Origin of the sequence: Buttiauxella sp. BIGb0471, from assembly GCF_024807715.1 — a bacterium.
GTDB classification, from domain to species: domain Bacteria; phylum Pseudomonadota; class Gammaproteobacteria; order Enterobacterales; family Enterobacteriaceae; genus Buttiauxella; species Buttiauxella agrestis.
In genome coordinates, this window is record NZ_JANUEU010000002.1 from 150,784 (window position 1) to 174,946 (window position 24,163).

The 24,163-nt window shown below is 52.4% G+C and carries 18 protein-coding genes; 8 read left to right on the forward strand and 10 right to left on the reverse strand.

Translation table 11 applies throughout. From position 1 onward, the window contains the following. Positions 1 to 5: 5 nt before the first annotated feature. The 3 genes from M2371_RS07255 to M2371_RS07265 form a co-directional block, all read right to left on the reverse strand. Positions 6 to 1,523, reverse strand: a complete 1,518-nt coding sequence (locus M2371_RS07255) for a tripartite tricarboxylate transporter permease (RefSeq protein ID WP_172895208.1) — start codon at positions 1,521 to 1,523, stop codon at positions 6 to 8. A 93-nt stretch (positions 1,524 to 1,616) separates the two neighbouring features. Beyond that, entirely contained in the window at positions 1,617 to 2,048 is a 432-nt protein-coding gene (locus tag M2371_RS07260) for a tripartite tricarboxylate transporter TctB family protein (RefSeq protein WP_172895207.1), read from the reverse strand. A gap of 12 nt (positions 2,049 to 2,060) precedes the next feature. Next, entirely contained in the window at positions 2,061 to 3,041 is a 981-nt protein-coding gene (locus M2371_RS07265; protein WP_172895206.1) for a tripartite tricarboxylate transporter substrate binding protein, read from the reverse strand. Between the two features lie 132 nt (positions 3,042 to 3,173). Here M2371_RS07265 and tctD point away from each other — a divergent pair, with 132 nt between their 5' ends. The 4 genes from tctD to M2371_RS07285 all read left to right on the forward strand — a co-directional run bounded on the left by tctD (position 3,174) and on the right by M2371_RS07285 (position 7,244). Next, on the forward strand, positions 3,174 to 3,848 hold the full coding sequence (tctD, locus tag M2371_RS07270; RefSeq protein WP_172895205.1) for a transcriptional regulator TctD: 675 nt from the start codon (positions 3,174 to 3,176) through the stop codon (positions 3,846 to 3,848). Beyond that, on the forward strand, positions 3,835 to 5,241 hold the full coding sequence (locus M2371_RS07275; protein ID WP_259267344.1) for a sensor histidine kinase: 1,407 nt from the start codon (positions 3,835 to 3,837) through the stop codon (positions 5,239 to 5,241). The genes tctD and M2371_RS07275 overlap by 14 nt, the downstream gene beginning before the upstream one ends. Positions 5,242 to 5,406: 165 nt before the next feature. After that, positions 5,407 to 5,949: a YfaZ family outer membrane protein gene (locus M2371_RS07280; protein ID WP_115630085.1), complete on the forward strand. Its 543-nt coding sequence runs from the start codon at positions 5,407 to 5,409 to the stop codon at positions 5,947 to 5,949. A 98-nt stretch (positions 5,950 to 6,047) separates the two neighbouring features. Then, positions 6,048 to 7,244, forward strand: a complete 1,197-nt coding sequence (locus tag M2371_RS07285; RefSeq protein WP_259267345.1) for a nicotinamide mononucleotide deamidase-related protein YfaY — start codon at positions 6,048 to 6,050, stop codon at positions 7,242 to 7,244. A 3-nt stretch (positions 7,245 to 7,247) separates the two neighbouring features. On the opposite strand, the gene glpC is transcribed toward M2371_RS07285, so the two are convergent. From glpC to glpA, 3 genes are read right to left on the reverse strand one after another with little or no spacing between them, the layout of a single operon-like run. Further along, entirely contained in the window at positions 7,248 to 8,447 is a 1,200-nt protein-coding gene (gene glpC, locus M2371_RS07290; RefSeq protein ID WP_259267346.1) for an anaerobic glycerol-3-phosphate dehydrogenase subunit GlpC, read from the reverse strand. After that, positions 8,444 to 9,703 carry a glycerol-3-phosphate dehydrogenase subunit GlpB gene (glpB, locus tag M2371_RS07295; RefSeq protein ID WP_259267347.1) on the reverse strand — a complete coding sequence of 420 codons (1,260 nt, stop codon included), beginning with the start codon at positions 9,701 to 9,703 and terminating at the stop codon, positions 8,444 to 8,446. The genes glpC and glpB overlap by 4 nt, the downstream gene beginning before the upstream one ends. After that, complete coding sequence (gene glpA / locus M2371_RS07300; protein ID WP_259267348.1) at positions 9,700 to 11,319, reverse strand: anaerobic glycerol-3-phosphate dehydrogenase subunit A; 1,620 nt, start codon at positions 11,317 to 11,319, stop codon at positions 9,700 to 9,702. Before glpA ends, glpB begins: the two co-directional genes overlap by 4 nt. A gap of 237 nt (positions 11,320 to 11,556) precedes the next feature. Between glpA and glpT the strand changes: the two genes are divergently transcribed. Beyond that, complete coding sequence (gene glpT / locus M2371_RS07305) at positions 11,557 to 12,915, forward strand: glycerol-3-phosphate transporter (protein ID WP_172895199.1); 1,359 nt, start codon at positions 11,557 to 11,559, stop codon at positions 12,913 to 12,915. Between the two features lie 71 nt (positions 12,916 to 12,986). On the opposite strand, the gene yfaE is transcribed toward glpT, so the two are convergent. The 4 genes from yfaE to ubiG all read right to left on the reverse strand — a co-directional run bounded on the left by yfaE (position 12,987) and on the right by ubiG (position 17,794). Beyond that, positions 12,987 to 13,241: a class I ribonucleotide reductase maintenance protein YfaE gene (yfaE, locus tag M2371_RS07310; protein WP_115630075.1), complete on the reverse strand. Its 255-nt coding sequence runs from the start codon at positions 13,239 to 13,241 to the stop codon at positions 12,987 to 12,989. A gap of 3 nt (positions 13,242 to 13,244) precedes the next feature. Further along, positions 13,245 to 14,375: a class Ia ribonucleoside-diphosphate reductase subunit beta gene (gene nrdB, locus M2371_RS07315; protein ID WP_034494083.1), complete on the reverse strand. Its 1,131-nt coding sequence runs from the start codon at positions 14,373 to 14,375 to the stop codon at positions 13,245 to 13,247. Positions 14,376 to 14,434: 59 nt separating this feature from the next. Continuing rightward, positions 14,435 to 16,720: a class 1a ribonucleoside-diphosphate reductase subunit alpha gene (gene nrdA, locus M2371_RS07320; protein ID WP_172895197.1), complete on the reverse strand. Its 2,286-nt coding sequence runs from the start codon at positions 16,718 to 16,720 to the stop codon at positions 14,435 to 14,437. A 354-nt stretch (positions 16,721 to 17,074) separates the two neighbouring features. After that, positions 17,075 to 17,794, reverse strand: a complete 720-nt coding sequence (gene ubiG / locus M2371_RS07325; RefSeq protein ID WP_034494086.1) for a bifunctional 2-polyprenyl-6-hydroxyphenol methylase/3-demethylubiquinol 3-O-methyltransferase UbiG — start codon at positions 17,792 to 17,794, stop codon at positions 17,075 to 17,077. 149 nt (positions 17,795 to 17,943) lie between these two features. Between ubiG and gyrA the strand changes: the two genes are divergently transcribed. From gyrA to rcsC, 3 genes are all read left to right on the forward strand, one after another. Further along, on the forward strand, positions 17,944 to 20,592 hold the full coding sequence (gene gyrA, locus M2371_RS07330) for a DNA topoisomerase (ATP-hydrolyzing) subunit A (protein ID WP_172895195.1): 2,649 nt from the start codon (positions 17,944 to 17,946) through the stop codon (positions 20,590 to 20,592). A gap of 121 nt (positions 20,593 to 20,713) precedes the next feature. Next, positions 20,714 to 21,100, forward strand: a complete 387-nt coding sequence (locus M2371_RS07335; RefSeq protein ID WP_034494089.1) for an ASCH domain-containing protein — start codon at positions 20,714 to 20,716, stop codon at positions 21,098 to 21,100. 112 nt (positions 21,101 to 21,212) lie between these two features. Next, entirely contained in the window at positions 21,213 to 24,065 is a 2,853-nt protein-coding gene (gene rcsC, locus M2371_RS07340; protein WP_172895194.1) for a two-component system sensor histidine kinase RcsC, read from the forward strand. Positions 24,066 to 24,163 lie beyond the last annotated feature (98 nt).

A 24,163-nucleotide genomic window follows, 5' to 3' on the forward strand; every position in this document is an offset into this window, starting at 1 on the left:
CCGACCTACAATCCTGATTCTAATACTGATTTATTACGCTGGCGGCGAATCAAACGCAGAGCCGGCGGCACAACGATAACCACAATCGCCATAATCAACAGGCTTTTCGCCACGCCACTTTCCCACAGAATGCTCAACCCGCCGTTGCTGATAGACAGTGCGCGACGCAGGTTTTGCTCGAGCATTTCCCCGAGAACAAACCCCAGAATCAGCGGCGACATCGGGAAGTGCATCTTCCGCAGGATATAACCCAGCACACCCAGCCCGACCATCAACAGCAAGTCGAAAGTGGTGCTGTGTACCGCATAAACGCCCACCGCAGAAACGGCAGCAATTGCAGGCACCAGGAACCACAGCGGAATGCTCAACATCTTAGTAAAGAAGCCGATGAGCGGGATATTCATAATTAGCAGCATCACGTTGGCAATCAGCAATGACGCAATCAATCCCCACACGATATCCGGCTGCTCGGTAAACATAGCCGGGCCAGGCGTGATGTTATAAAGCGTCAGCGCGCCCATCATCACCGCCGTGGTGCCGGAGCCTGGAACACCCAGCGTTAACATCGGGATAAACGAACCGCAGGCCGAGGCATTGTTTGCCGCTTCCGGTGCGGCCACGCCGCGAATATCGCCTTTACCAAAGGTTTCGCTATTGCCGCTGATTTTCTTCTCGGTCATATACGCAATGGCACTGGCGATGGTGGCTCCCGCGCCCGGCAGAATACCGACAAAGAAACCGATAACCGAAGAACGCAGCGTTGCTCCCGTGCATTGTGCGGCTTCCTTCATGTTAAACATCATGCGCCCGGTTTTGCGGACCAGAACCTGCCCGCTGCTGGTGCTTTCGAGCATTAGCAGGATTTCTGAAACCGAGAACAGGCCAATAACCACCACAATAAATTGCACACCGTCGGAGAGGTGAACGCTATCAAATGTGAAGCGATATACCCCGGTGTTGGCATCCACTCCGACGGTGGCAAGACCCAGACCAATCAACGCTGCGAGGAACGACTTCAGCGGATTTTGCGCCATCATGCTGCCAAGACAGGCAATGGCAAAAACCATTAAGGCAAAGTATTCAGCAGGGCCAAAAGCCAGCGACCACTGCGCCAGTGCGGGAGCAAAAAGGATGATGCCGATAATCGCCAGCAGAGAACCGACAAACGAACTCACCGCGGAGATTGATAACGCCACGCCACCGCGACCTTCTTTTGCCATTGGGTAGCCATCGAGCGCGGTCATGATGGCAGCCGCATCCCCCGGCACGTTAAGCAGTATTGATGAGATACGCCCTCCGTATTCGCATCCAATGTAGACCGTAGCCAGCAGAATCAGCGCGGACTCCGGCGGTAATTTCAGAGCGAACGCCAGCGGCAGCAAAATCGCTACGCCGTTAATCGGGCCGAGGCCCGGTAGCAGCCCGACGATGGTGCCAACAAAGCAGCCAATCAGGGCAATCATCAGGTTTTCCGGCGTCAGGGCAACGGCAAAACCTTGCGATAAATAGAACCAGGTATCCATAAGTACTCCGTTCGCCCCGTCATCTTTCAAGTTGCAGGTGCGTGAGTTTGCCGCCTTCCTGCACCTCGAAATCTAAAGGGGCTAGATCGTAGGTCAGTTCAGCCAGACACCGAGAGGCAGCGTCACATCCAGCAGACGGTCAAAGGAGTAAAACAACACTCCACCCATCACCACGCCGGAAATTAATGCCGCCGGAATTGTCGCGCCAAACAACATGCCGAAACTGGCGGTGAGGAGCGTCGTTGCCAGTGGGAAACCGAGCCATTCAAATGCCCAGGCGTAGATTGCCAGGCTAATAATCATGATTAGCAGGCGCTGTAACGTTCGGCGATGCGGCCACTCCACGACATCGGGATGGCGCAAAATCAGTAGCACCGCACACATCAACATCAGGCCGAGAATAGCCATGGGAAACGGGCGTGGCCCGACGGGTTCGTAGCTGTATTCGCTCTGAATTTGCCAGCCGACAAACAGGCCGCCAATGCACAGAACAATCCAGATCCCGGCAAAAATACGATCGCTCATCATTGCCTCCGGTTACTTAGCAAGCCCAAACGCTTTGGCTTGTTCGCGATAACCCGTCACTTGCTTCTTCACGTAGTCATCCAGTTCTTTGCCGCTCATGTTGAACTCGAACAGGCCGCGCAAGTCACGTTGCTTTTTGAAATCTTCGGTTTGCTGGAGCTTGTTAAAGGTTTCGACCCACCACTGATATTCCGCATCAGTCACTTTCGGGCCGACGTAGAAGCCACGAATAATCGGCCATACCAGGTCAAAACCTTGCTCTTTAGCGGTAGGGATTTTTGCCAGTTCACCAGGCAGACGCTCTTCAGAGAACACTGCCAGCACGCGCAGTTTGTCACCATTGAGATACGGCACCATTTCGCTCAAATCGCCCGATACCGCTTGCACATGGTTGCCCATCAACGCGGTAACCGGCTCGCCACCGCCCTCAAAGGCGACGTAACGCATCTTGTGCGGGTCAACATGGGCTTTTTGCGCCAGCAGCGCGGTTTTCATCCAGTCCTGGCTGCCGATAGAGGCACCCGCACCAATCACCACGCTGTTAGGATCTTTTTCCATCGCCGCGAGCAGCGATTTCAAATCTTTCCACGGCGAATCAGCCCGCACCGCAATCATGCCGTAATCGGTGCCAACACTTGCCAGCCAGCGCACGTCATCGACGCCATAACGGCCAAACTTACCTTGCGACAGGTTCAGCAGAGAGCCACCGGAAAATGCGACCACCGTTCCCGCTTCGGCAGGGCGCTGGGCAACAATCGCGTTATAGGCAACCGCCCCAACGCCGCCGGGCATGTAGGTCACGCGCATGGGTTTTTCAAGCACGCCGGTTTCTTGCAGGCTGACCTGAATCAGTTTGCAGGTCAGGTCAAAACCGCCGCCGGGCTTGGCCGGAGCGATACATTCGGTGCGGGATGGGACTTCTGCTGCCAGCGTATTAAAAGCAGTTAACAACAAAGCTGAAGCGGTAAGGGCAGAGAGTAGGGTTCGTTTCATTTTCATCCTCACGTTAAACCGGTAGATGTTTCTCATTATGTGAGCCGCCTTGCAGTAGCTCGGTTGCGTGATTGTTAAGTCATTAACCTTTCATTTACCTTTCATGCGTGCCGAAACTTTACAGGATGTGATATGCGTCTCTTACTGGCAGAAGATAACCGTGAGCTGGCTCACTGGCTGGAGAAAGCCCTGATACAAGCGGGCTTTGCGGTAGATTGCGTGTTTGACGGGCAGGCCGCCGACCATCTATTACAAAACGAACGTTATGCGGTCGCGGTGATGGATATCGGGATGCCGAGAATGGATGGTCTTGAGGTTTTACAGCGTTTGCGCAAGCGCGGGCAGACGCTGCCGGTACTCTTGCTGACGGCGCACAGCGCGGTGAGTGACCGTGTGAAAGGGCTGAACACCGGAGCCGACGATTATTTGCCGAAACCGTTTGAATTAGAGGAACTTGATGCACGACTGCGGGCGCTGGTGCGGCGCAGCGAAGGACAAATCCACGAGCAGCAGCAACTGGGGCAGCTCGGTCTACATGATGACGGCTATTTTCTGCTGGAGAATAAACCGCTGGCGTTAACCCCGCGTGAACACGCCATTTTGACGGTGTTGATGTACCGCCGCACGCGCCCGGTTCCCAAACAGCAACTGTTTGAACAGGTGTTTAGTTTGAGCGATGAAGCCAGCCCGGAAAGTATCGAGCTATATATTCATCGGCTACGCAAAAAATTGGCCAGCAGTAATGTGCAAATCACCACGCTGCGCGGGCTTGGCTATGTGCTGGAGTGCAGCGATGCAAACCATTAAGCCGCAATCGTTATTCGGACAATTGCTGCTTTTTCTCGGTTTACCGCTGTTTATTTTGTGGGGGTTTTCTGCGGTCAGCAGTTATTTGAGCGCGATGAATGCCGCGACTCAAGCCTACGACCGCACTTTGCTGGCCTCGACCCGCACCGTTGCAGAACAGTTGGTTGTGCATGATGGAAAGCTTGACGTGGATGTGCCCTGGGTGGTGCTCGACAGCTTTGAGCGCAACATGAATGACCGGCTGTATTACAAAGTCACCGACACGCAAGGCAAGGTGATTTCGGGTTATGACGATTTACCCGACATGCCTGAAAACACGCCGGGCACTGAACTTTACCCGGCATTGGCGTGGTTCTACGACGCGACATATCGCGGGCAAACGCTGCGTGTCGCGCGTCTGCTCCAGCCGGTTAACGAAGGTGGGGTAAACGGCATGGCGCAAATTATCGTTGCCGAAACCGTTCAATCAAGGCACTACCTGGCGGTACGTTTATTGGCTTCTGCCACGCTCACTCAGGGCGGCCTGGTGTTACTGACGTTAACGCTTGCCTGGCTATTACTGCGACGCGTACTCAAACCGATGCGCCAGCTTTCGGTGCAAATGGTGCGCCGTGACCCGGGCGATTTAACGCCATTGCCCGATTTATTGCCCTGGTCGGAAACCCGCTTATTGATTGTTTCGTTTAACCGCTATATCGAAAGCCTGCGCGGCGTGCTGGCCCGGCAATCGCGGTTCAGCGCCGATGCTTCTCACCAGTTGCGAACGCCATTAACCGTGTTAAAAACCCAGGCCGCCGTGGCGCTCAGTAGCCCTGATCCGATGCAGTGGCGCGAAAGCCTGGTCGCGATGCAAACTACGCTCGATAGCACCATCCACTTAACCGAACGTTTATTACAACTTTCACGTTTAAGCCGCCTCGACCAGACAGAGAGGCAGGCCATGGAGCCGGTGGATTTGGTGAAAATCGCCCAAGCGTGCTGTTTCTCGAGCATGGCGCAGGCGAGAAGTAAAAATATCGATCTGGGGTATGAAGGATTAGACGAAGTCTGGATAACGGGCGAGCCTGTTTTGCTGGCTGAGATGTGCATTAACCTGCTGGATAACGCGCTGAAATATACGCCCGAAAATGGCGTGGTGACGATTCGGGTAACTCATGATGAAACGCAATTTGCCTGGCTGGAAATCGAGGATAGTGGCCCAGGCATTGAGAGCGGGCTGGTTCGTCATGCGCTGATGCCGTTCCATCGTTTAGATAATAGCGCTGCGCAAAGTGGGGCGGGAATTGGACTGGCGCTGGTGAATGATATTGCACGTTATCACCGGACAAAACCTGAGTTATTGCGCGCAGAATCGGGGGGATTGCTGGTGAAAATTAAACTGGCTGCGGTTTAACAACAGCCGGGGGAAAAATCCATCGACTCTCGCCCTGGCCTTTCATTTTCATTTTCTTACAAACGAAAAACAAAAAGCATTTCTAACAGATTGATTACATCAATACTGGCTGTAAAATCGGCCTCTTTTCAGGGACATCCCTTTTTACTGCTTAGGATTGAAAGCATGAACAAATTATTAATAGCAACTGTTGCCGGTTTGGCTCTCGTTTCAGCATCAGCAAGCGCGATTAGCATCAGTGGCCAGGCGGGTGAAAAATACACCAACGTGGCAGTTGGCTTTGGTCAGGATTCAGCAGGCCTGACGATGAACGGCAACTACGCACATAACGATGACGACGGCGATACCGCAGGTTTAGGCCTGGGTCTGAATGTGCCGTTGGGTCCATTTATGGGTACCGTGGGTGGCCGTGCGGTATATCTGAATCCAAAAGATGGCGATGAAGGTTATGCCGTTGCCGTCGGCGGCGGTTTGAGCTGGAAAATCTTCGACAGCTTCTCCGTGTTTGGTGATTACTACTACTCCCCGGACTCTCTCTCAAGCGGCGTAAAAGATTATCAAGAAGCTAGCGCTGGCGCACGCTGGACCATTATACGTCCAATTACCGTAGAAGCCGGTTATCGCTATATTGGCGTTGATGGCAAAGATGGCAACCGTGATAACGCCATTGCAGACGGCCCGTACGTCGGCGTTTCCGCCGGTTTTTGATTTATCCAGGCCGCAGAAATGCGGCCTTTTCATTTCCGCAGTCCTTTTCCTGTCCGCGTAAGTTATAGTGAGCCGTTCCCTTCCCGCGGAGTTTAACAATGATAAAAGTGGAAATGCTGTCTACCGGCGACGAAGTGCTGCATGGTCAAATTATTGATACCAACGCAGCCTGGCTTGCTGATTACTTTTTTAATCAGGGTTTACCGATGTCGCGCCGTAACACGGTGGGTGACAGTCTTGACGATCTCATTGCAGTGCTTAAAGAGCGCAGCGAGCAGGCCGATATTCTGATTGTGAACGGTGGGCTTGGGCCAACCAGCGACGATCTCAGTGCGCTTGCCGCCGCCACTGCCGCAGGTGTGGAACTGGTGATGCATCAGGAATGGCTTGCGCAAATGGAACGTTTCTTTGCCGAGCGTGGGCGTGAAATGGCACCGAGCAATCGCAAACAAGCGCAGATTCCTGCTACCAGCGAAATGGTGGATAACCCGGTCGGCACCGCGTGTGGTTTTGCGCTGCAACTCAACCGCTGCCTGATGTTTTTCACTCCCGGCGTGCCTTCTGAATTTAAAGTGATGGTCGAGCAACAAATCATGCCGCGCTTGCGCGAACGCTTTGTTCTGCCTGAACCTCCAGTTTGCCTGCGTCTGACGACGTTTGGGCGCTCTGAAAGTGAACTGGCACAAAGCCTTGAACCGATCCCGTTGCCGGAAGGGGCTGTGATGGGTTATCGCTCATCCATGCCAATTATCGAGCTAAAACTGACCGGCCCTGCCACGCAGCGCGCAGCAATGGAAGCCGTCTGGCCTGAAGTTCAGCGCGTGGCGGGTGAAAGCACCATTTTTGAAGGGACTGAGGGTTTGCCTGCGCAGTTGGCGCAACGTCTGCGCGACCAATCGCTCAACGTGGCGGTCAGCGAGCAATTCACCGCCGGGCTGCTGTGTTTGCAACTCTCCAGCGCACAAGCGCCGCTGGGTAACAGTGAAGTGCTTTCCGCGCGCCCTGAAACCCTGGTGCAAATCACTGAGCGTGCAAAGGCCTTCGCGCTGCAAGCGGGGAGTGCGGTGGCGCTGGTGGTCGGATGCCTCGATGACGAGCATCTGAATTTCGCCCTGCACACGCCAAAAGGCACTTACGGTCTGCAAGTGAAGTTTAGCGTGACCCGCCACGCCTTGCGCACCCGCCAGGAAGTCTGCGCGATGATGGCATTAAACATGCTGCGCCGCTGGCTCAATGGGCAGGATGTTGCCGCCGAGCATGGCTGGGTTAACGTTGTTGACTCACTAGAAATCTAAAAGCTAAGCGAGCGCTCGGGCTAATAGCGTAATCGGGTGCTCGCATTTTTTACTGGTAGACATCTCAATCTGCCATTTACAAGTTTCGCAATCCGTCACGACTATATCGACCCCGCTTTCTTCTATTTGCTGGAATAACGTCGCTCCAATGCTTTGCGACGTATTATAGTTTTCCTTTTTAAATCCATAGGTTCCGGCAATCCCGCAGCATTGAGACTCCAGTATTATCAGCTCCACGCCCGGCAGACGGCGTAATAAATCGAGCGTATATAACGACCAACCCATTTTCTCCATGTGGCATGGGGTGTGATAAGCAATTCGTAACGGCAATGCTTTAAGCTTTAGCTCTTTCCCGCTTTCCAGCTGCTTCCAGATAAAACGTGTTGCCAGCTCTATATGGTCGCGCATCGGGCGAGTGTCGATGTCCAACACCTGCGGGTATTCGTCACGTAAAGTAAACGTGCAGGTGGAAGACGTGGCAATGACTGGAAGCCCTTGCTCAATCACCGCTTTCTCCAGAGAGGCAGCATTAATCGCGGCCTGTTTTTTAGCTTTGTCGATAAAACCGTTGGCAATCAATGGCACGCCACAGCATTTTTCCCGCTCCAGCAATTGCACACCAAATCCCATGGCGTTCATCACGCGGACTAAATCTTTGCCGAGATCGGAGTGGTTATAATTAACGTAGCAGCCGTGGAAAAACGCGACCTGTTCCGTAAAAGCTTTTTGAGCGGCGGCTTGTTTGCGATACCAGCCGCGAAACGTGCCGGAAGAGTATTTGGGTAATTCGCGATGACCGTCAATGCCGAGGGTTTTATCGAGCAAATTGCGCACCGGTTTGAGCGACGTCGCAGTGTTGACCAGCGGTGCAAACGGCGTCGAGAGCGTGCCCATTAAATCGGTATGGCTGAGAATGGCATCTCTTAGATTGAACCTGGATTTACCGTAGCGAGCCCTAGCGCGTTGAATAATATCGCCAATTTTCACATCAGACGGGCAGGCCACTTCGCAACGTTTGCAGTTGGTGCAATACTTCAACGCGTCATCGTAAAGTGCCGCATCTTTCAGGCGCAGCCGTTCGCCATCTGGCCCGGATTGCTTCGGGCCTGGATAATCAGGATTGACCCGGCTCACCGGGCAAACGGTGGTGCATACGGTACATTTAATACAGTTTTCGAAACTCTTTTCATCAAGCAGATTCATTGGTTTCTCCCCTGAATCTCAAGAATTTGCCGGGCGACATGCAGTGCACCCATCATTGACACACCTGCGCCACATCCTTGTTCGATGGGGTCGAAGCCCGCGAGCACCGAGCCGATAGCAAACAGATTTTCGATACGCTGCCCATCACGAGAAGGGTGAAAGTGTTCATCAACGGTAACGCCCGCCTGCAAATAAGGTTGCGGGCTGAAAAAATCTTCTTTGCTCCAGTCTTCACGCTGCGTCGGGGCACGAACATCAAGACCAAAAATAGCTTCACGGATGCCGTCAAATTTCGCTTGCAGGCCATTACTGAAAAAGCTGCCGCTGGCGAGCACAATATGCCTGGCTCGTAGAGGGACTTCGCCGTGATTGCGGGTGAACAGTGCGCGGACGTTACGGTTCTCTACTTCCGTGTTCACGACGGCATCACCCGGCATGATAATCCCGCCCAGTTGCTGGAAACGGCGGCGCAATTGTTGGGACATGCGCATGCCGAGCACTGACGGTGGGAGTGTGGGCAACAGGTGCAGCGGGCAGGATAACTGGCGGCTGATGTTCTGCCAGGCGAGTGAGTTTTCGCTTCCCAGACAAGCCGGAAGGAAGAGGGCATCGGTGTTGTTCGCCAGCGTTTTAAGCTCCTCAATAAGCAGGCGCTGCTGCTCTGGCATATCCAACACGCGGGCGATGTTGGCGGCGCGAAATTCGCTGGGGTTGTTACGCAGCGTGTCTAAGGCAGGAAGCGTCAGCTCGGCTACTTGAACCTCAATATTATTTTCAGCAAGCGAACCGGCGACCAGTTCAGGCTGGAAATCAAGAAAACCGGCAATCCCGACCACCGTAATGCGCTGCCACGCGAGGGGGGCAACGGGAATTTCTTCCGGGCTTAACCACGTCGCACGTTGTGTTCCCAGCGGGGTAATGCGCTGATGATTTTGCTGATAACTTCCTGTGAGCGTGATACTGCACCGGGCCAGCAGCGCCTCGCTTTCAGCCGCATAACGGCGGACCTTGTCTGCACCCATCAGGCTGTAAGGGTGCTCGGGGGCTTGTTGTTTCAGGGCTTCGAGTGCGTTTAAAGGTGAGTTTACCGGGCTGCCGTCGGGCAGTTGCGCCAGCAAATCCAGCGAACCTGACGAAAAATGCAGGGCGCTTTGCCCACGGCTGACGATGGCGCAATGAAGACCCGCCTCCGCCAGACGAATCCCGCATACCAGTCCGGCTAAACCACCGCCAATAATCAGACTGTCGAATTTCATTGTGGTGATCCTTTTTTTAGCCCGCACAATCCCTGGTAAACCCAGGCGGTGAACTCGCTTTCCCTCAGCGCATCATCCCAGGCTATCGGGCGAATACCTTTCCAGCGTTCATTGAGAAAAGTGGAAAGATGCTCGAGCGATTGCGCGGGTGTTGAGGTGCCAAAACGTTGTAATAAACCCGCGGCGCGACAGGCGCAAAGTTCCCCCTGGCAAGTCCCCATTCCCACGCGGGTGCGGCGGCGCAAATCACCAAGATTACTGACGGCCAGATTATTAACCGCGTAACGGACTTCGCCTGCGGTGACCGCTTCACACTCACAAACCAGACTGTTGCTCAGACGATCCCCAGCCAACAACTGCCCGGCGCGGTCGCCATGACGCCAGACCGCCGAGCGCCGGATAGTGAGGGGTAAAGAAATGACTTTGCTCAGGGTTTCTTCCGGAGAACTTCCTGAGCCTGGAAGCGGCTCCGTTGCGGTGGAGCAAGCCTGGGTATTACCGAGCTTTTCACAAACTGCGTTCGTCGCCCATTCTGCCATCAGGCGATATGTCATCAGTTTGCCGCCGGTGATGGTGATAAACCCTTCCATCCCGTCGCGCTTTGCGTGATCAAGCAGCACGATCCCTCGGCTGGCGTTGCGCCCGGTCGGATCGTTGTCGCTTGCTACCAGCGGGCGCACTCCTGCGTAAGCGCGCAGAATACGCGTCGCCGCGAGTTTTGGTGCCAGTTTTGAGCCTTCACGAATCAGGATATCGACCTCTTGCGGCGTGACGCGCATATTGTCGATTTGGTCGTATTCAATGGGCGTGGAGGTGGTGCCAATCAGTGAAATGGTATCGCCGGGCACCAGAATATCGGCGTCAGCAGGTTTGCGGCAGCGGTTGATCACCATGTTATTGATGCGATGGCCAAGAATGAGCAACGAGCCTTTTGCGGGCAGCATTCGTACCCGCAAATCAGCATATTCCGCGATGCGCTGGCCCCAAATCCCGGCCGCATTCACCACTACGCTTGCGTATAAATCGTGCTGCTGTTGGGTTTGGTGGTTATAGACGCGCACCCCACAAATTCGATCGCTGTTGCGAATCAGGCCAGTGACTTCCTGGCCGGTGAGAATTTCAGCGCCGTGCTCTCTGGCATCCAGCATATTGGCGGCGGTCAGGCGGAAGGGGTCGACGGTGCCATCAGGCACGCGCACCGCACCAATCAATTCAGAGTTTGCGGCCGGTTCCAGGCGTAATGCTTCTTTGGGTTCGATACGCTGAGCATCAATTCCCGCGTCCTGGCAGGAGGCGATGAATATACTCTGGAGAGATAAATCGTCTTCGGGAAGGGTGATAAACAAGCCGTCTGTGCGTTCGATGCAATGGCGAGCAATGCGTTTAAGGATGCGGTTTTCTTCAATGCATTCTCTGGCCGATTCGCTGTCCGTCATGGCGTACCGCGCGCCGCTGTGGAGTAAGCCGTGGTTTCGCCCCGTCGCCCCGGTGGCGATATCGTGTCTTTCGAGCAGCAGCGTTTGCAACCCGCGACGGGCGCAGTCGCGGGCAATTCCCGCACCGGTTGCGCCACCGCCGATAATAATGACATCCCTCTCTTTGCGTCCCGTCGCCATGCTCTGCTCCTGAAAAATTCTCTTGAACACAATTGAGCCACAAATCAATTTTAAAATGTTTGATATCGAGCAAATTCGAGCATAAATCGAAAGTAAAGTGTGATGTTATGCACCTTTTCGATAGTTTGTAATAAAAATGTAATATGTTGTGGGGTGTTTCACACTAACTCACGCCGATAATCCTTAACATGCGCTCGCAAATGAACATGGCTTATAAACCCTGCCACGGAGGCATTTATGCTAAGCATTTTCAAACCTGCCGCACACCAGCCACGGCGTGAGAGCGAGCACATTGACCCAACTTATAAACGCCTGCGCTGGCAAATCTTTATGGGGATTTTCTTCGGTTACGCCGCCTATTACCTGGTGCGTAAAAACTTCACTCTGGCGATGCCGTACTTGATTGAGCAAGGTTTCTCGCGCGGGGATTTAGGTTTCGCGCTTTCCGGTATTTCTATCGCCTACGGTTTTTCAAAATTCATCATGGGGTCAGTCTCTGACCGCTCGAACCCACGCGTTTTCTTACCCGCCGGTTTGATTCTGGCGGCAGCCGTGATGCTATTTATGGGGTTTGTGCCATGGGCGACATCCAGCATCGCGGTAATGTTCGTGCTGTTGTTCCTGTGTGGTTGGTTCCAGGGCATGGGCTGGCCGCCGTGCGGGCGCACCATGGTTCACTGGTGGTCGAAGAAAGAGCGTGGCGGAATTGTTTCTGTCTGGAACTGCGCCCATAACGTGGGCGGTGGCTTGCCGCCGTTGCTGTTCTTACTTGGGATGGCGTGGTTTAACGACTGGCACGCAGCTCTTTATATGCCAGCCTTTGCAGCGATTCTGGTGGCGCTGATTGCTTTTGCATTAATGCGCGACACCCCGCAATCCTGTGGCTTGCCGCCCATTGAAGAGTACAAAAACGATTATCCGGACGATTACAACGAAAAAACGGAAGAGGAACTGACGGCTAAACAGATTTTTATGCAGTACGTATTCCCTAACCGCCTGCTGTGGTACATCGCCATTGCGAACGTTTTTGTCTACTTGCTGCGTTACGGCATTCTCGACTGGTCGCCAACGTATCTGAAAGAAGTGAAGCACTTCGCGCTGGATAAATCTTCCTGGGCTTATTTCCTTTATGAATACGCCGGGATCCCAGGGACGCTGCTGTGTGGCTGGATGTCGGATAAAGTGTTCCGCGGCAACCGTGGCGCAACCGGTGTGTTCTTTATGATTCTGGTGACGATTGCGACCGTTGTTTACTGGCTGAACCCGCCGGGAAATCCGGGTGTGGATATGGCATGTATGATTGTGATTGGTTTCCTGATCTACGGCCCGGTGATGCTGATTGGCCTACATGCGCTGGAGCTGGCACCGAAAAAAGCTGCGGGAACGGCAGCGGGCTTCACTGGCTTGTTCGGCTACCTCGGTGGGTCGGTCGCAGCGAGCGCCATTGTGGGTTATACCGTTGATTTCTTCGGCTGGGATGGCGGCTTTATGGTGATGATCGGCGGCAGTATTATGGCCGTGATTCTGCTGCTGGTGGTGATGGTGGGTGAAAACAAACATCACCAGGAAATGAAAGCGCGGGAAGAGAAAGGCTAAAAACGTCAAAGGAATGCCGGATGACGCTGCGCTTATCCGACCTACAACAGCGGTTGTAGGCTGGATAAGCGTTACATCTCGATTTCAATATCGCCGTGCGCCTGGCAGCAACAGGGAAGTATTTCACCGGGCTGGATAAACGCCAGCGGTTCGGTAAGCCACTTAACCTGACCCGCAATTAAACGAGTCCGGCAGGAACCGCAATATCCTTCCCGACACTGATACTCGACGGTGACCTGATGTGATTCAAGCGTCGCCAGCAGGGAAGGGTGTTCTTCTCCGCATAACAGTTGTGCGCCGGATTTGCGTAATGTAATGCGGCTCATGGCTTAAAGCTGGAAATTGCTCAGGTCGTCAGCATCGACATTAGAGTCAATCTGGCCAACAAGATAAGAGCTGACTTCCACTTCCTGCGGTGCTACCTGCACGTTATCCGACACCAACCACGCGTTGATCCATGGGATTGGGTTAGAACGCGTTTTAAATGGCAGGTCCAGACCGACAGCCTGCATACGGATGTTGGTAATGTAATCAACATACTGGCAAAGAATGTCTTTGTTCAGGCCGATCATCGAACCGTCGCGGAACAGATAGCTTGCCCACTCTTTTTCTTGTTCAGCAGCTAACACGAACAGGTCGTAACATTCCTGGCGGCATTCCACGGCGATTTCTGCCATTTCCGGGTCGTCTTCGCCGGAACGCATCAGGTTCAGCATATGCTGAGTCCCGGTTAAATGCAGCGCTTCGTCACGGGCAATCAGTTTGATGATTTTGGCGTTGCCTTCCATCAGTTCGCGCTCGGCGAAAGCGAAGGAGCAGGCGAAGCTGACATAGAAGCGAATTGCTTCCAGCGCGTTCACGCTCATCAGGCACAGATAAAGTTGGCGTTTCAGGGCGCGCAGATTCACGGTCACGGTTTTTCCGTTGACGTTGTGCGTGCCTTCACCCAGCAGATGCCAGTAGCTGGTCATTTCAATCAAGGTATCGTAGTAACCGGAGATATCTTTCGCACGCTTTAAGATTTCCTGGTTGGTCACGATATCGTCAAACACAATCGCCGGATCGTTAACGATGTTGCGGATGATATGGGTGTAAGAACGCGAGTGGATCGTTTCGGAAAACGCCCATGTTTCAACCCAGGTTTCCAGCTCAGGGATGGAAATCAGCGGCAGCAGCGCCACATTCGGACTACGACCCTGAATGGAGTCCAGCAGCGTCTGGTACTTCAGGTTGCTGATGAAGATATGTTTTTCATGATCCGGCAGCGCCTGGTAGTCGATACGATCGCGTGAAACGTCAACTTCTTCCGGACGCCAGAAGAAAGAAAGTTGCTTTTCGATCAGCTTTTCGAAGATGTCATATTTTTGCTGATCGTAGCGTGCCACGTTAACCGGCTGGCCAAAGAACATTGGCTCAGCGAGCTGATCGTTTTTCGTCTGTGAGAAAGTGGTGTATGCCATGAAATCAAATCCTGTAATGCGTCGAAAAAATCCCCTCAACAAGGTGAGGGGATTTTAAGTTAGATTTTACATGCGCCGCTTTCGCAGCCATCGTCCTGGATAGAAGGTGCCAGGTCGTCTTGCGCATCTTCTGCGCCGTCTCTGGTGTTCTGATAGTAAAGCGTTTTGACACCGAATTTATAGGCGGTGAGCAAATCTTTGAGCAATTGCTGCATCGGCACTTTGCCTGACGGGAAGCGCGATGGGTCATAGTTGGTGTTAGCAGAGATCGACTGGTCGATAAATTTCTGCATCAAACCCACTAATTGCAGGTAACCGTCGTTGTTTGGCAGGTCCCACAGCAGCTCATAATTATCTTTCAGTTTTTCATAATCCGGCACGACCTGGCGCAGAATACCGTCCTTCGACGCTTTAATGCTGATATGGCCGCGTGGTGGCTCGATACCGTTAGTCGCGTTGGAAATCTGCGATGAGGTTTCAGACGGCATCAATGCAGAAAGCGTTGAGTTACGCAGACCGTGGGTTTTGATTGATTCACGCAGTGCTTCCCAATCCAGATGCAGCGGCTCGTTGCTGATCACATCCAGGTCTTTCTTATATGTGTCGATTGGCAGAATGCCTTGTGCATAGGTGGTTTCGTTGAACCACAAGCAAGGGCCTTGCTCTTTCGCCAGTTCGTTCGACGCTTTCAACAGGTAATACTGAATGGCTTCGAAGGTTTTGTGCGTCAGGTTGTTGGCGCTACCGTCGGAGTAACGAACGCCATTTTTCGCCAGGTAGTAGGCGAAGTTAATCACGCCTACGCCCAGAGTACGGCGGCCCATCGCACCACGTTTCGCGGCAACAATTGGGTAATCCTGGTAATCAAGCAGCGCATCCAGAGCGCGTACTGCCAGAATCGCCAGCTCTTCGAGTTCATCGAGGCTTTCGATTGCACCAAGGTTGAATGCCGACAGCGTACACAGTGCAATTTCACCGTCTTCGTCGTTGATGTCATTCATTGGTTTGGTCGGCAGCGCGATTTCCAGGCACAGGTTAGACTGGCGAACTGGCGCGATAGCCGGATCAAACGGGCTGTGGGTGTTGCAGTGGTCAACGTTCTGAATATAGATACGACCCGTTGATGCACGTTCTTGCATCATCAGCGAGAACAGCTCAACGGCTTTCACGCGTTGTTTGCGGATGCTGTCGTCTTTTTCGTATTTGGTGTACAGCTGCTCGAATTTGTCCTGATCGGCAAAGAAAGCGTCGTACAAACCTGGAACGTCAGACGGGCTGAACAGGGTGATGTCTTCGCCTTTCAACAAACGGGTGTACATCAGTTTGTTGATTTGCACGCCGTAATCCATATGGCGCACGCGGTTGCCTTCAACACCACGGTTGTTTTTCAGTACCAGCAGGCTTTCAACTTCCAGATGCCACATTGGGTAGAACAGTGTCGCAGCTCCGCCACGCACGCCGCCCTGAGAGCAGGATTTCACTGCGGTCTGGAAGTGTTTGTAGAACGGGATACAGCCGGTGTGGAACGCTTCACCGCCGCGAATCGGGCTACCCAGCGCACGGATACGACCGGCGTTGATACCGATGCCTGCACGTTGGGAAACATATTTCACAATCGCGCTGGAAGTGGCGTTGATGGAATCCAGGCTGTCGCCGCACTCGATCAGGACACACGAGCTGAACTGGCGAGTTGGGGTACGCACGCCAGACATAATTGGCGTCGGCAGAGAGATTTTGAACAGGGAAACCGCATCGTAAAAACGCTTCACGTAGCTCAGACGCGTTTCACGCGGATAACCAGAGAACAGGCACGCGGCAACCAGAATGTAGAGGAACTGGGCGCTCTCGTAGATTTCACCGGTGACACGGTTTTGAACCAGGTATTTACCTTCAAGCTGTTTCACCGCGGCGTATGAGAAGCTCATGTCGCGATCGTGGTCGAGGTAATCGTCCATCTGCTTGAACTCTTCTTCCGTGTAGTCTTCCAGCAGATGTCTATCGTATTTGCCCATCTCAACCATTTTCACAACATGGCTGTACAGTTTTGGTGGCTCAAACTCACCATAAGCTTTTTTACGCAGATGGAAAACCGCCAGGCGTGCAGCCAGGTACTGGTAATCAGGTGCTTCACGAGAGATTAAATCGGCAGCGGCTTTGATAATGGTTTCATGAATATCAGAAGTTTTGATGCCGTCATAAAACTGAATGTGCGAGCGCAGTTCAACTTGCGATACGGATACGTTGTTTAAGCCTTCGGCGGCCCAATCCAGAACTCGGTGGATTTTATCCAGATCGATGCGCTCAGTGCGACCGTCACGTTTTGTAACCAGCAGACTCTGATTCATGTGAGTGTGTACCTGTCCGTGAAATGAAAAATACCCCGGTTATCCACAGTTAGCGACTTGTGGCTAACCTTGTGGATAAATACTATATGTAGGGGGTTATGGATTACTTGATCACTATATGGTGAGTATTCTAGTAACTAATCGGCTGAGAACAAGTATTGATTTCGAGACGAATTTAAGGTTGTGACAAGCAGAATTTCGCTAAGTCCACGTCACATAAGGCCTGTGACAATTGTCAATGGGATGCAAAAAAAATGATATTTTTGATCGAGTGCTGATTTCTTAAACTTAATGGATAATTGCGCAACTTGATGTTGCGCAAAAACCATAAGATTCACCTATGAGAAAGCAGGTTTATGCTTCGGTATGCAGCATATAGTTAACATCAACGCCTGGCGCGAGTTTGAAGGTGTTGGTCAGCGGGTTGTAATGTAACCCGGTCATGTGACGTTCGCGCAGTTGAGTCTCATCAACCCAGGACAGCAATTCCGCAGGTTTGATAAACTTTTTAATATCATGCGTGCCTTTTGGCACCATGCGCAGAATGTATTCCGCGCCAACGACCGCCATCAGCCAGGATTTGCCATTACGGTTGAGGGTCGAGAAAAAGACATGGCCGCCTGGTTTGACGAGTTTTGCACAGGCCGCAACGACCGATTTCGGATCGGGCACATGTTCCAGCATTTCCATGCAGGTCACAACGTCGTACTTTCCAGCAAATTTTTCGGCGTGCTGTTCAACGGTTTCCTGAACGTAATCCACCTGAATACCGCTTTCCAGGGCATGAAGTTTAGCCACTTGTAACGGTTCGAATCCCATATCCAGGCCAGTCACATTCGCCCCTTCGCGCGCCATGCTTTCTGCCAGAATTCCGCCGCCGCAGCCAACATCAAGCACCGTTTTACCGAATAACCCGCCCGCACGCTGGCTGATATATCCCAAACGCAGCGGATTAATACGGTGAAGCGGTTTAAATTCGCCTTCTAAATCCCACCAGCGCGAGGCAACGGCTTCGAATTTAGCGATTTCATCATGGTCGACGTTCTGGATTACCGGTTGGTTTTCGGCATTCATGGGGCTGCTTACTCCTTGCTTGTTTCGTGGCGGAAGTATACGAATTATTTAGGGTAGATGTGTAGTTCTTCTGGTTTCCCCACAGTCGGGCGATTGTGTTATAATTTGCGACCTTTGAATCCGGGACACAGTAGAGGGATAGCGGATACATGAGCGACCTTGCCAGAGAAATTACACCGGTCAACATTGAGGAAGAGCTTAAGAGCTCATATCTGGATTACGCGATGTCGGTTATTGTCGGCCGCGCACTGCCAGATGTCCGCGATGGACTCAAGCCGGTACACCGTCGCGTACTTTACGCCATGAACGTATTGGGCAATGACTGGAATAAAGCGTACAAAAAATCCGCCCGTGTTGTTGGTGACGTAATCGGTAAGTATCACCCTCATGGTGATACCGCTGTTTATGACACTATCGTGCGTATGGCGCAGCCATTCTCATTGCGTTACATGCTGGTAGATGGCCAGGGTAACTTCGGCTCTGTAGATGGTGACTCCGCCGCGGCGATGCGTTATACGGAAATCCGTATGTCGAAAATCGCCCACGAGCTGATGGCCGATCTCGAAAAAGACACGGTAGACTTCGTCGATAACTACGACGGCACCGAGCGAATTCCTGATGTTATGCCAACCAAAATACCTAACCTGCTGGTAAACGGTTCATCCGGTATCGCAGTCGGTATGGCAACTAACATCCCGCCTCATAACATTACGGAAGTGATCAACGGTTGCCTCGCGTTTATTGAAGACGAAGACATTACCGTTGAAGGGCTGATGGAACACATCCCAGGCCCGGACTTCCCAACTGCTGCAATCATCAATGGCCGTCGTGGCATTGAAGAAGCGTACCGTACTGGCCGTGGCAAGATTTACATCCGCGCTCGCGCAGAAGTAGAAGCTGATGCTAAAACCGGTCGCGAAACCATCATCGTTCATGAAATTCCATACCAGGTTAACAAAGCACGCCTGATTGAGAAAATCGCTGAACTGGTGAAAGACAAACGCGTTGAGGGCATTAGCGCTCTGCGTGACGAGTCTGATAAAGACGGCATGCGCATTGTCATCGAAATCAAACGCGATGCAGTGGGCGAAGTGGTTCTGAATAATCTTTATTCTCAGACTCAGCTTCAGACTTCCTTCGGTATCAACATGGTTGCGCTGCACCAGGGCCAACCGAAGATCATGAACCTGAAAGACATTCTTTCTGCGTTCGTGCGTCACCGTCGTGAAGTTGTTACGCGTCGTACTATTTTCGAACTGCGTAAAGCACGCGATCGTGCGCACATCCTTGAAGGTCTGGCGATCGCTCTGGCGAACATCGACCCAATCATCGAACTGATCCGTCATTCTCCAAATGCGGCAGAAGCGAAAGCAGGCCTGATCGCCCGTTCATGGGATCTGGGCAATGTTTCCGCGATGCTGGAACGTGCAGGCGATGACGCTGCGCGCCCTGAATGGCTGGAACCAGAGTTCGGTATTCGTGATGGTCAATATTTCCTGACCGAGCAACAAGCACAGGCGATTCTGGATCTGCGTTTGCAGAAACTGACTGGCCTTGAGCACGAAAAACTGCTCGACGAATACAAAGAGCTGCTGGAGCAGATCGCTGAGTTGCTGCACATTCTGGGCAGCGCTGAACGTCTGATGGAAGTGATCACTGAAGAGCTGGTTGCGATGCGCGATCAGTTTGGCGACAAGCGTCGTACAGAGATCACTGCGAATACCTCTGATATCAACATTGAAGATTTGATCAACCGCGAAGATGTGGTTGTGACGCTGTCCCATCAGGGCTATGTGAAATATCAGCCGCTGACCGACTACGAAGCACAACGTCGTGGTGGTAAAGGTAAATCCGCAGCACGTATTAAAGAAGAAGACTTCATCGACCGCCTGTTGGTTGCCAATACCCACGATACCATTCTGCTGTTCTCCAGCCGTGGTCGTCTGTACTGGATGAAGGTTTATCAATTGCCGGAAGCGAGCCGTGGTGCGCGTGGCCGTCCAATTGTTAACCTGCTGCCACTGGAAGCAAATGAACGTATTACCGCGATTCTGCCGGTTCGTGAGTATGCCGAAGGCATTAACGTATTCATGGCTACCGCAAGCGGCACCGTGAAGAAAACTGCGTTGACCGACTTCAGCCGTCCACGTTCAGCAGGCATCATTGCCGTTAACCTCAACGAGGGTGACGAGCTGATTGGTGTTGATTTGACCGACGGTAGCAACGAAGCCATGTTGTTCTCGGCTGCGGGTAAAGTGGTGCGCTTCAAAGAAGACGCCGTTCGTACCATGGGCCGTACTGCAACAGGTGTTCGCGGTATTAAACTGGCGGGCGAAGACAAAGTCGTTTCCCTGATTATTCCGCGCGGTGAAGGTTCAATCCTGACCGTGACGCAGAATGGTTACGGTAAGCGTACTGCGGCTGAAGAATATCCGACCAAGTCGCGTGCGACTCAGGGCGTTATCTCCATCAAAGTGACCGAGCGCAACGGCAGCGTTGTTGGTGCGGTGCAGGTGGAAGATACCGACCAGATTATGATGATCACCGATGCCGGTACTCTGGTTCGTACTCGCGTTTCTGAAGTGAGTGTCGTTGGCCGTAACACCCAGGGCGTTATCCTCATCCGTACCGCGGACGATGAACACGTAGTGGGCCTGCAACGTGTTGCAGAACCGGTAGACGAAGAAGAGCTGGATGCTATCGACGGTAGCGTTGCCGAAGGTGATGATGAAATCGCACCAGAAGCAGACACTGATGAAGCTGCAGATGATGAAGCCTCCGACGACGCGGACGAATAATCCGAAATTTGTCGTTTGATGTGACTTAAAACGCCTGATGCATTCTTTGCATCGGGCGTTTTGTATTTTAATACCATGTATTATTCTAATGAATTGATGGCTCAATTAATAAGGTGAAGCAATGGCTATTCCTGAAAAGTATGAAGACATAGAACGTTGGGCATTCGGTGATACCGAAAAGCAGGCGGATGAACTTGCCAGGCTGGTGCTGGATGGCGTGAAAACGGCCACCTGTTCTAACCTTGATGGCGAGGGCATTGCCCAACCTGGTGATATCTTCGTGGTGGTAGATGGCAAGAATGAGCCGGTTTGTGCGATTGAACTGACGACCGTTGAGATGACCACTTATGAGCAGGTCAATGAAGCTCATGCTCTGGCTGAAGGCGAAGGCGACAAATCGCTGGCTTACTGGCGTAAAGAGCATAAACGCTTTTTTGAAGAATATGACTTATTCTCACCGGATATGACCCTGGTGCTGATGCATTTCAAGGTTATCGAGAAGTTCTGACAGTAATCCTTTGTGGTCAGTGTCATCCACGCTGTTTGCCGTTGCGGGCTACCATTTTTGCGACTACCTTAACGGCATCTAAAGTTTTGTTATTTCCACGACCAGGCTCAATTTGAAATATCTTGTCTCCTTTCGTACCACACTCAAAGTCTCCCGCTACATGTTTCGGGCGCTGGCTTTATTGCTCTGGCTGCTGATTGCGCTCTTTTCGGTGTTTTACATCGTTAATGCATTACACGAAAAAGAGTCAGAAATTCGTCAGGAATTTAATATCAGCTTCGATCAGGCGCAGCGTTACATTCAACGCACCTCTGATGTGGTGAAAGAACTCAAGTACATCGCCGAGAATCGCCTGACTGCGTCGAATGGCGTGTTGCCGGTCGTGGAAAATGATGACAACAAAGTTGATCCGCCGAATTTCATGCCGTTATTCCCCGACTCTGACTGCTCCGCCGTCAGTGCCTCCTGGCGTTCTTCGTTGCAATCGCTGGCGTGGTTCTTGCGCTACTGGCGCGATAATTTTTCTGCAGCTTACGATCTCAACCGCGTCTTTTTGATTGGCGGTGACAATCTGTGCATGGCCGATTTCGGCCTGCGTGAAATGCCGCTTGAGCGCGAAAAAGCGCTGAAAACGTTGCACGAACGCATCATGAAATATCGTAATGCCCCGCAAGATGAGCGCAGCAACAGTATTTACTGGATTGGGCAGGGGTCGCGTCCGGGTGTTGGTTACTTTTATACGCTGACGCCGGTGTATCTTGCTAACCGCTTGCAGGCGCTGCTGGGTGTTGAACAAACCATCCGCATGGAAAATTTCCTGTCACCAGGTTCTATGCCCATTGGCGTGACCATACTGGATGAAAATAGCCGACCGTTGATTTCACTGACCGGCCCGGAAACACGTATCGAGCCTGAAAGTAAATGGGTGCAGGAACGTTCGTGGTTTGGTTACACCTCAGGTTTCAAACAATTCATTCTCAAGAAAAACTTGCCGCCATCGTCAATGAGCGTGGTGTACTCCGTCCCGGTGGATATGGTGCTGGAGCGGATCCGGATGCTGATCCTCAACTCGGTGCTGTTGAATATCCTGGTGGGCGTCGTGCTGTTTACGCTGGCGCGGATGTACGAGAAACGGATATTTATCCCGGCGGAAAACGATGCACAGCGTCTGGAAGAACACGAACAGTTCAACCGTAAAATTGTGGCTTCGGCCCCGGTAGGGATTTGTATTCTGCGTACTCAGGACGGCACAAATATTCTGAGCAACGAACTGGCGCACAATTATCTCAACATGCTGACTCACGAAGACCGGCAGCGGCTGACGCAAATCATTTGCGGGCAGCAGGTTAACTTTGTCGATGTGCTGACCAGCAGCCATACCAACTTGCAGATAAGCTTTGTCCATTCGCGCTATCGTAATGAAAACGTGGCGATTTGCGTGCTGGTGGATGTGAGTGCGCGTGTGAAAATGGAAGAGTCACTCCAGGAAATGGCGCAGGCGTCTGAGCAAGCGAGCCAGTCAAAATCCATGTTCCTTGCTACCGTCAGCCATGAACTGCGTACGCCTTTGTACGGCATTATTGGCAACCTGGATTTATTGCAAACCAAAGAGTTGCCGAAAGGCGTTGATCGCCTGGTGACGGCGATGAATAACTCTTCCAGTCTGCTGCTGAAAATTATCAGCGATATTCTCGACTTCTCAAAAATTGAATCTGAACAGCTCAAAATCGAGCCGCGTGAGTTCTCTCCGCGTGAAGTCATGAGCCACATCACCGCCAACTATTTACCGCTGGTGGTGCGTAAACAGCTCGGCCTGTACTGTTTCATCGAACCTGATGTGCCGCTGACGCTGCAAGGCGACCCGATGCGTTTGCAGCAGGTGATTTCCAACTTGCTGAGTAACGCCATTAAATTTACCGACGTGGGCTGCATTGTTTTGCATGTCAGCGTGGAAGGGGATTATCTCTCGTTGCGAGTGCGTGACACGGGCGTGGGGATCCCTGCAAAAGAGGTCACGCGCCTGTTCGACCCGTTCTTCCAGGTGGGCACTGGCGTGCAGCATAACTTCCAGGGCACCGGGCTGGGTCTGGCCATCTGTGAGAAGCTAATCAGCATGATGGATGGCGATATTTCGGTTGATACCGAAGTAGGCATGGGCAGCCAATTTACGATTCGCATTCCTTTATACAGTGCCAATTATGCCGGGCAATCTGAGGTAGAAGGCTTGCTGAACAAGCGCTGCTGGCTGGCGGTGCGCAACGCGTCACTGAGCCAGTATCTGGAATCGATGCTTGCCAAAAACCATATCGACGTTCGGCAGTATCAGGGGGAAATACCCGGCAGCGACGATATTTTGATTACTGACGATGAGCTGGAAAACGAGTGGGAAGGGCGTGCCGCGATTATTTTCTGCCGTCGTCATATCGGTATTCCAATTGAGATGTCACCGGGTTGCTGGTTGCACAGCCTTGCCGCCCCGCATGATTTATTGCTGCTGTTGGGCCGTATTTACAGCGTTACCGTGACGTTACCGGGTACGGATGTGGAACTCCCGGCGCTCACTGGCAACAATGAACGAAACGATGACATGATGATCCTGGTAGTTGATGATCATCCTATCAACCGACGTTTGCTGGCCGATCAGTTGGGATCTCTCGGGTATCAATGCAAAACGGCGAATGACGGCGTGGACGCACTCAATGTGCTGAGTAAAAATCATATTGATATCGTGCTGAGCGACGTCAACATGCCGAACATGGATGGATACCGTCTGACGCAACGTATTCGACAGTTAGGTTTAACGCTGCCTGTCGTGGGGGTCACGGCGAATGCGCTGGCTGAAGAGAAGCAGCGTTGTATTGAGTCGGGAATGGATAGTTGCCTGTCGAAACCGGTGACGCTGGATATTCTTAAAAAGACTGTCGATCTCTATGCCGCAAGGGTGCGCAGCAGTAGGGAGTTGTAGTTCTGCGAAGTAGGATTAGGGTTTATGCCCGAATAATTCGAGTTACAGCCAGGCGGTAAGAGAACTCATCCCCAGGAGCTTACTAAAGTAAGTCACTG

Coding starts and splice junctions, on each gene's coding strand:
- M2371_RS07255 (WP_172895208.1), bottom strand. CDS start 1,523: ATGGATACCTGGTTCTATTTATCGCAAGGTTTTGCCGTTGCCCTGACG.
- M2371_RS07260 (WP_172895207.1), bottom strand. CDS start 2,048: ATGAGCGATCGTATTTTTGCCGGGATCTGGATTGTTCTGTGCATTGGC.
- M2371_RS07265 (WP_172895206.1), bottom strand. CDS start 3,041: ATGAAACGAACCCTACTCTCTGCCCTTACCGCTTCAGCTTTGTTGTTA.
- tctD (WP_172895205.1), top strand. CDS start 3,174: ATGCGTCTCTTACTGGCAGAAGATAACCGTGAGCTGGCTCACTGGCTG.
- M2371_RS07275 (WP_259267344.1), top strand. CDS start 3,835: ATGCAAACCATTAAGCCGCAATCGTTATTCGGACAATTGCTGCTTTTT.
- M2371_RS07280 (WP_115630085.1), top strand. CDS start 5,407: ATGAACAAATTATTAATAGCAACTGTTGCCGGTTTGGCTCTCGTTTCA.
- M2371_RS07285 (WP_259267345.1), top strand. CDS start 6,048: ATGATAAAAGTGGAAATGCTGTCTACCGGCGACGAAGTGCTGCATGGT.
- glpC (WP_259267346.1), bottom strand. CDS start 8,447: ATGAATCTGCTTGATGAAAAGAGTTTCGAAAACTGTATTAAATGTACC.
- glpB (WP_259267347.1), bottom strand. CDS start 9,703: ATGAAATTCGACAGTCTGATTATTGGCGGTGGTTTAGCCGGACTGGTA.
- glpA (WP_259267348.1), bottom strand. CDS start 11,319: ATGGCGACGGGACGCAAAGAGAGGGATGTCATTATTATCGGCGGTGGC.
- glpT (WP_172895199.1), top strand. CDS start 11,557: ATGCTAAGCATTTTCAAACCTGCCGCACACCAGCCACGGCGTGAGAGC.
- yfaE (WP_115630075.1), bottom strand. CDS start 13,241: ATGAGCCGCATTACATTACGCAAATCCGGCGCACAACTGTTATGCGGA.
- nrdB (WP_034494083.1), bottom strand. CDS start 14,375: ATGGCATACACCACTTTCTCACAGACGAAAAACGATCAGCTCGCTGAG.
- nrdA (WP_172895197.1), bottom strand. CDS start 16,720: ATGAATCAGAGTCTGCTGGTTACAAAACGTGACGGTCGCACTGAGCGC.
- ubiG (WP_034494086.1), bottom strand. CDS start 17,794: ATGAATGCCGAAAACCAACCGGTAATCCAGAACGTCGACCATGATGAA.
- gyrA (WP_172895195.1), top strand. CDS start 17,944: ATGAGCGACCTTGCCAGAGAAATTACACCGGTCAACATTGAGGAAGAG.
- M2371_RS07335 (WP_034494089.1), top strand. CDS start 20,714: ATGGCTATTCCTGAAAAGTATGAAGACATAGAACGTTGGGCATTCGGT.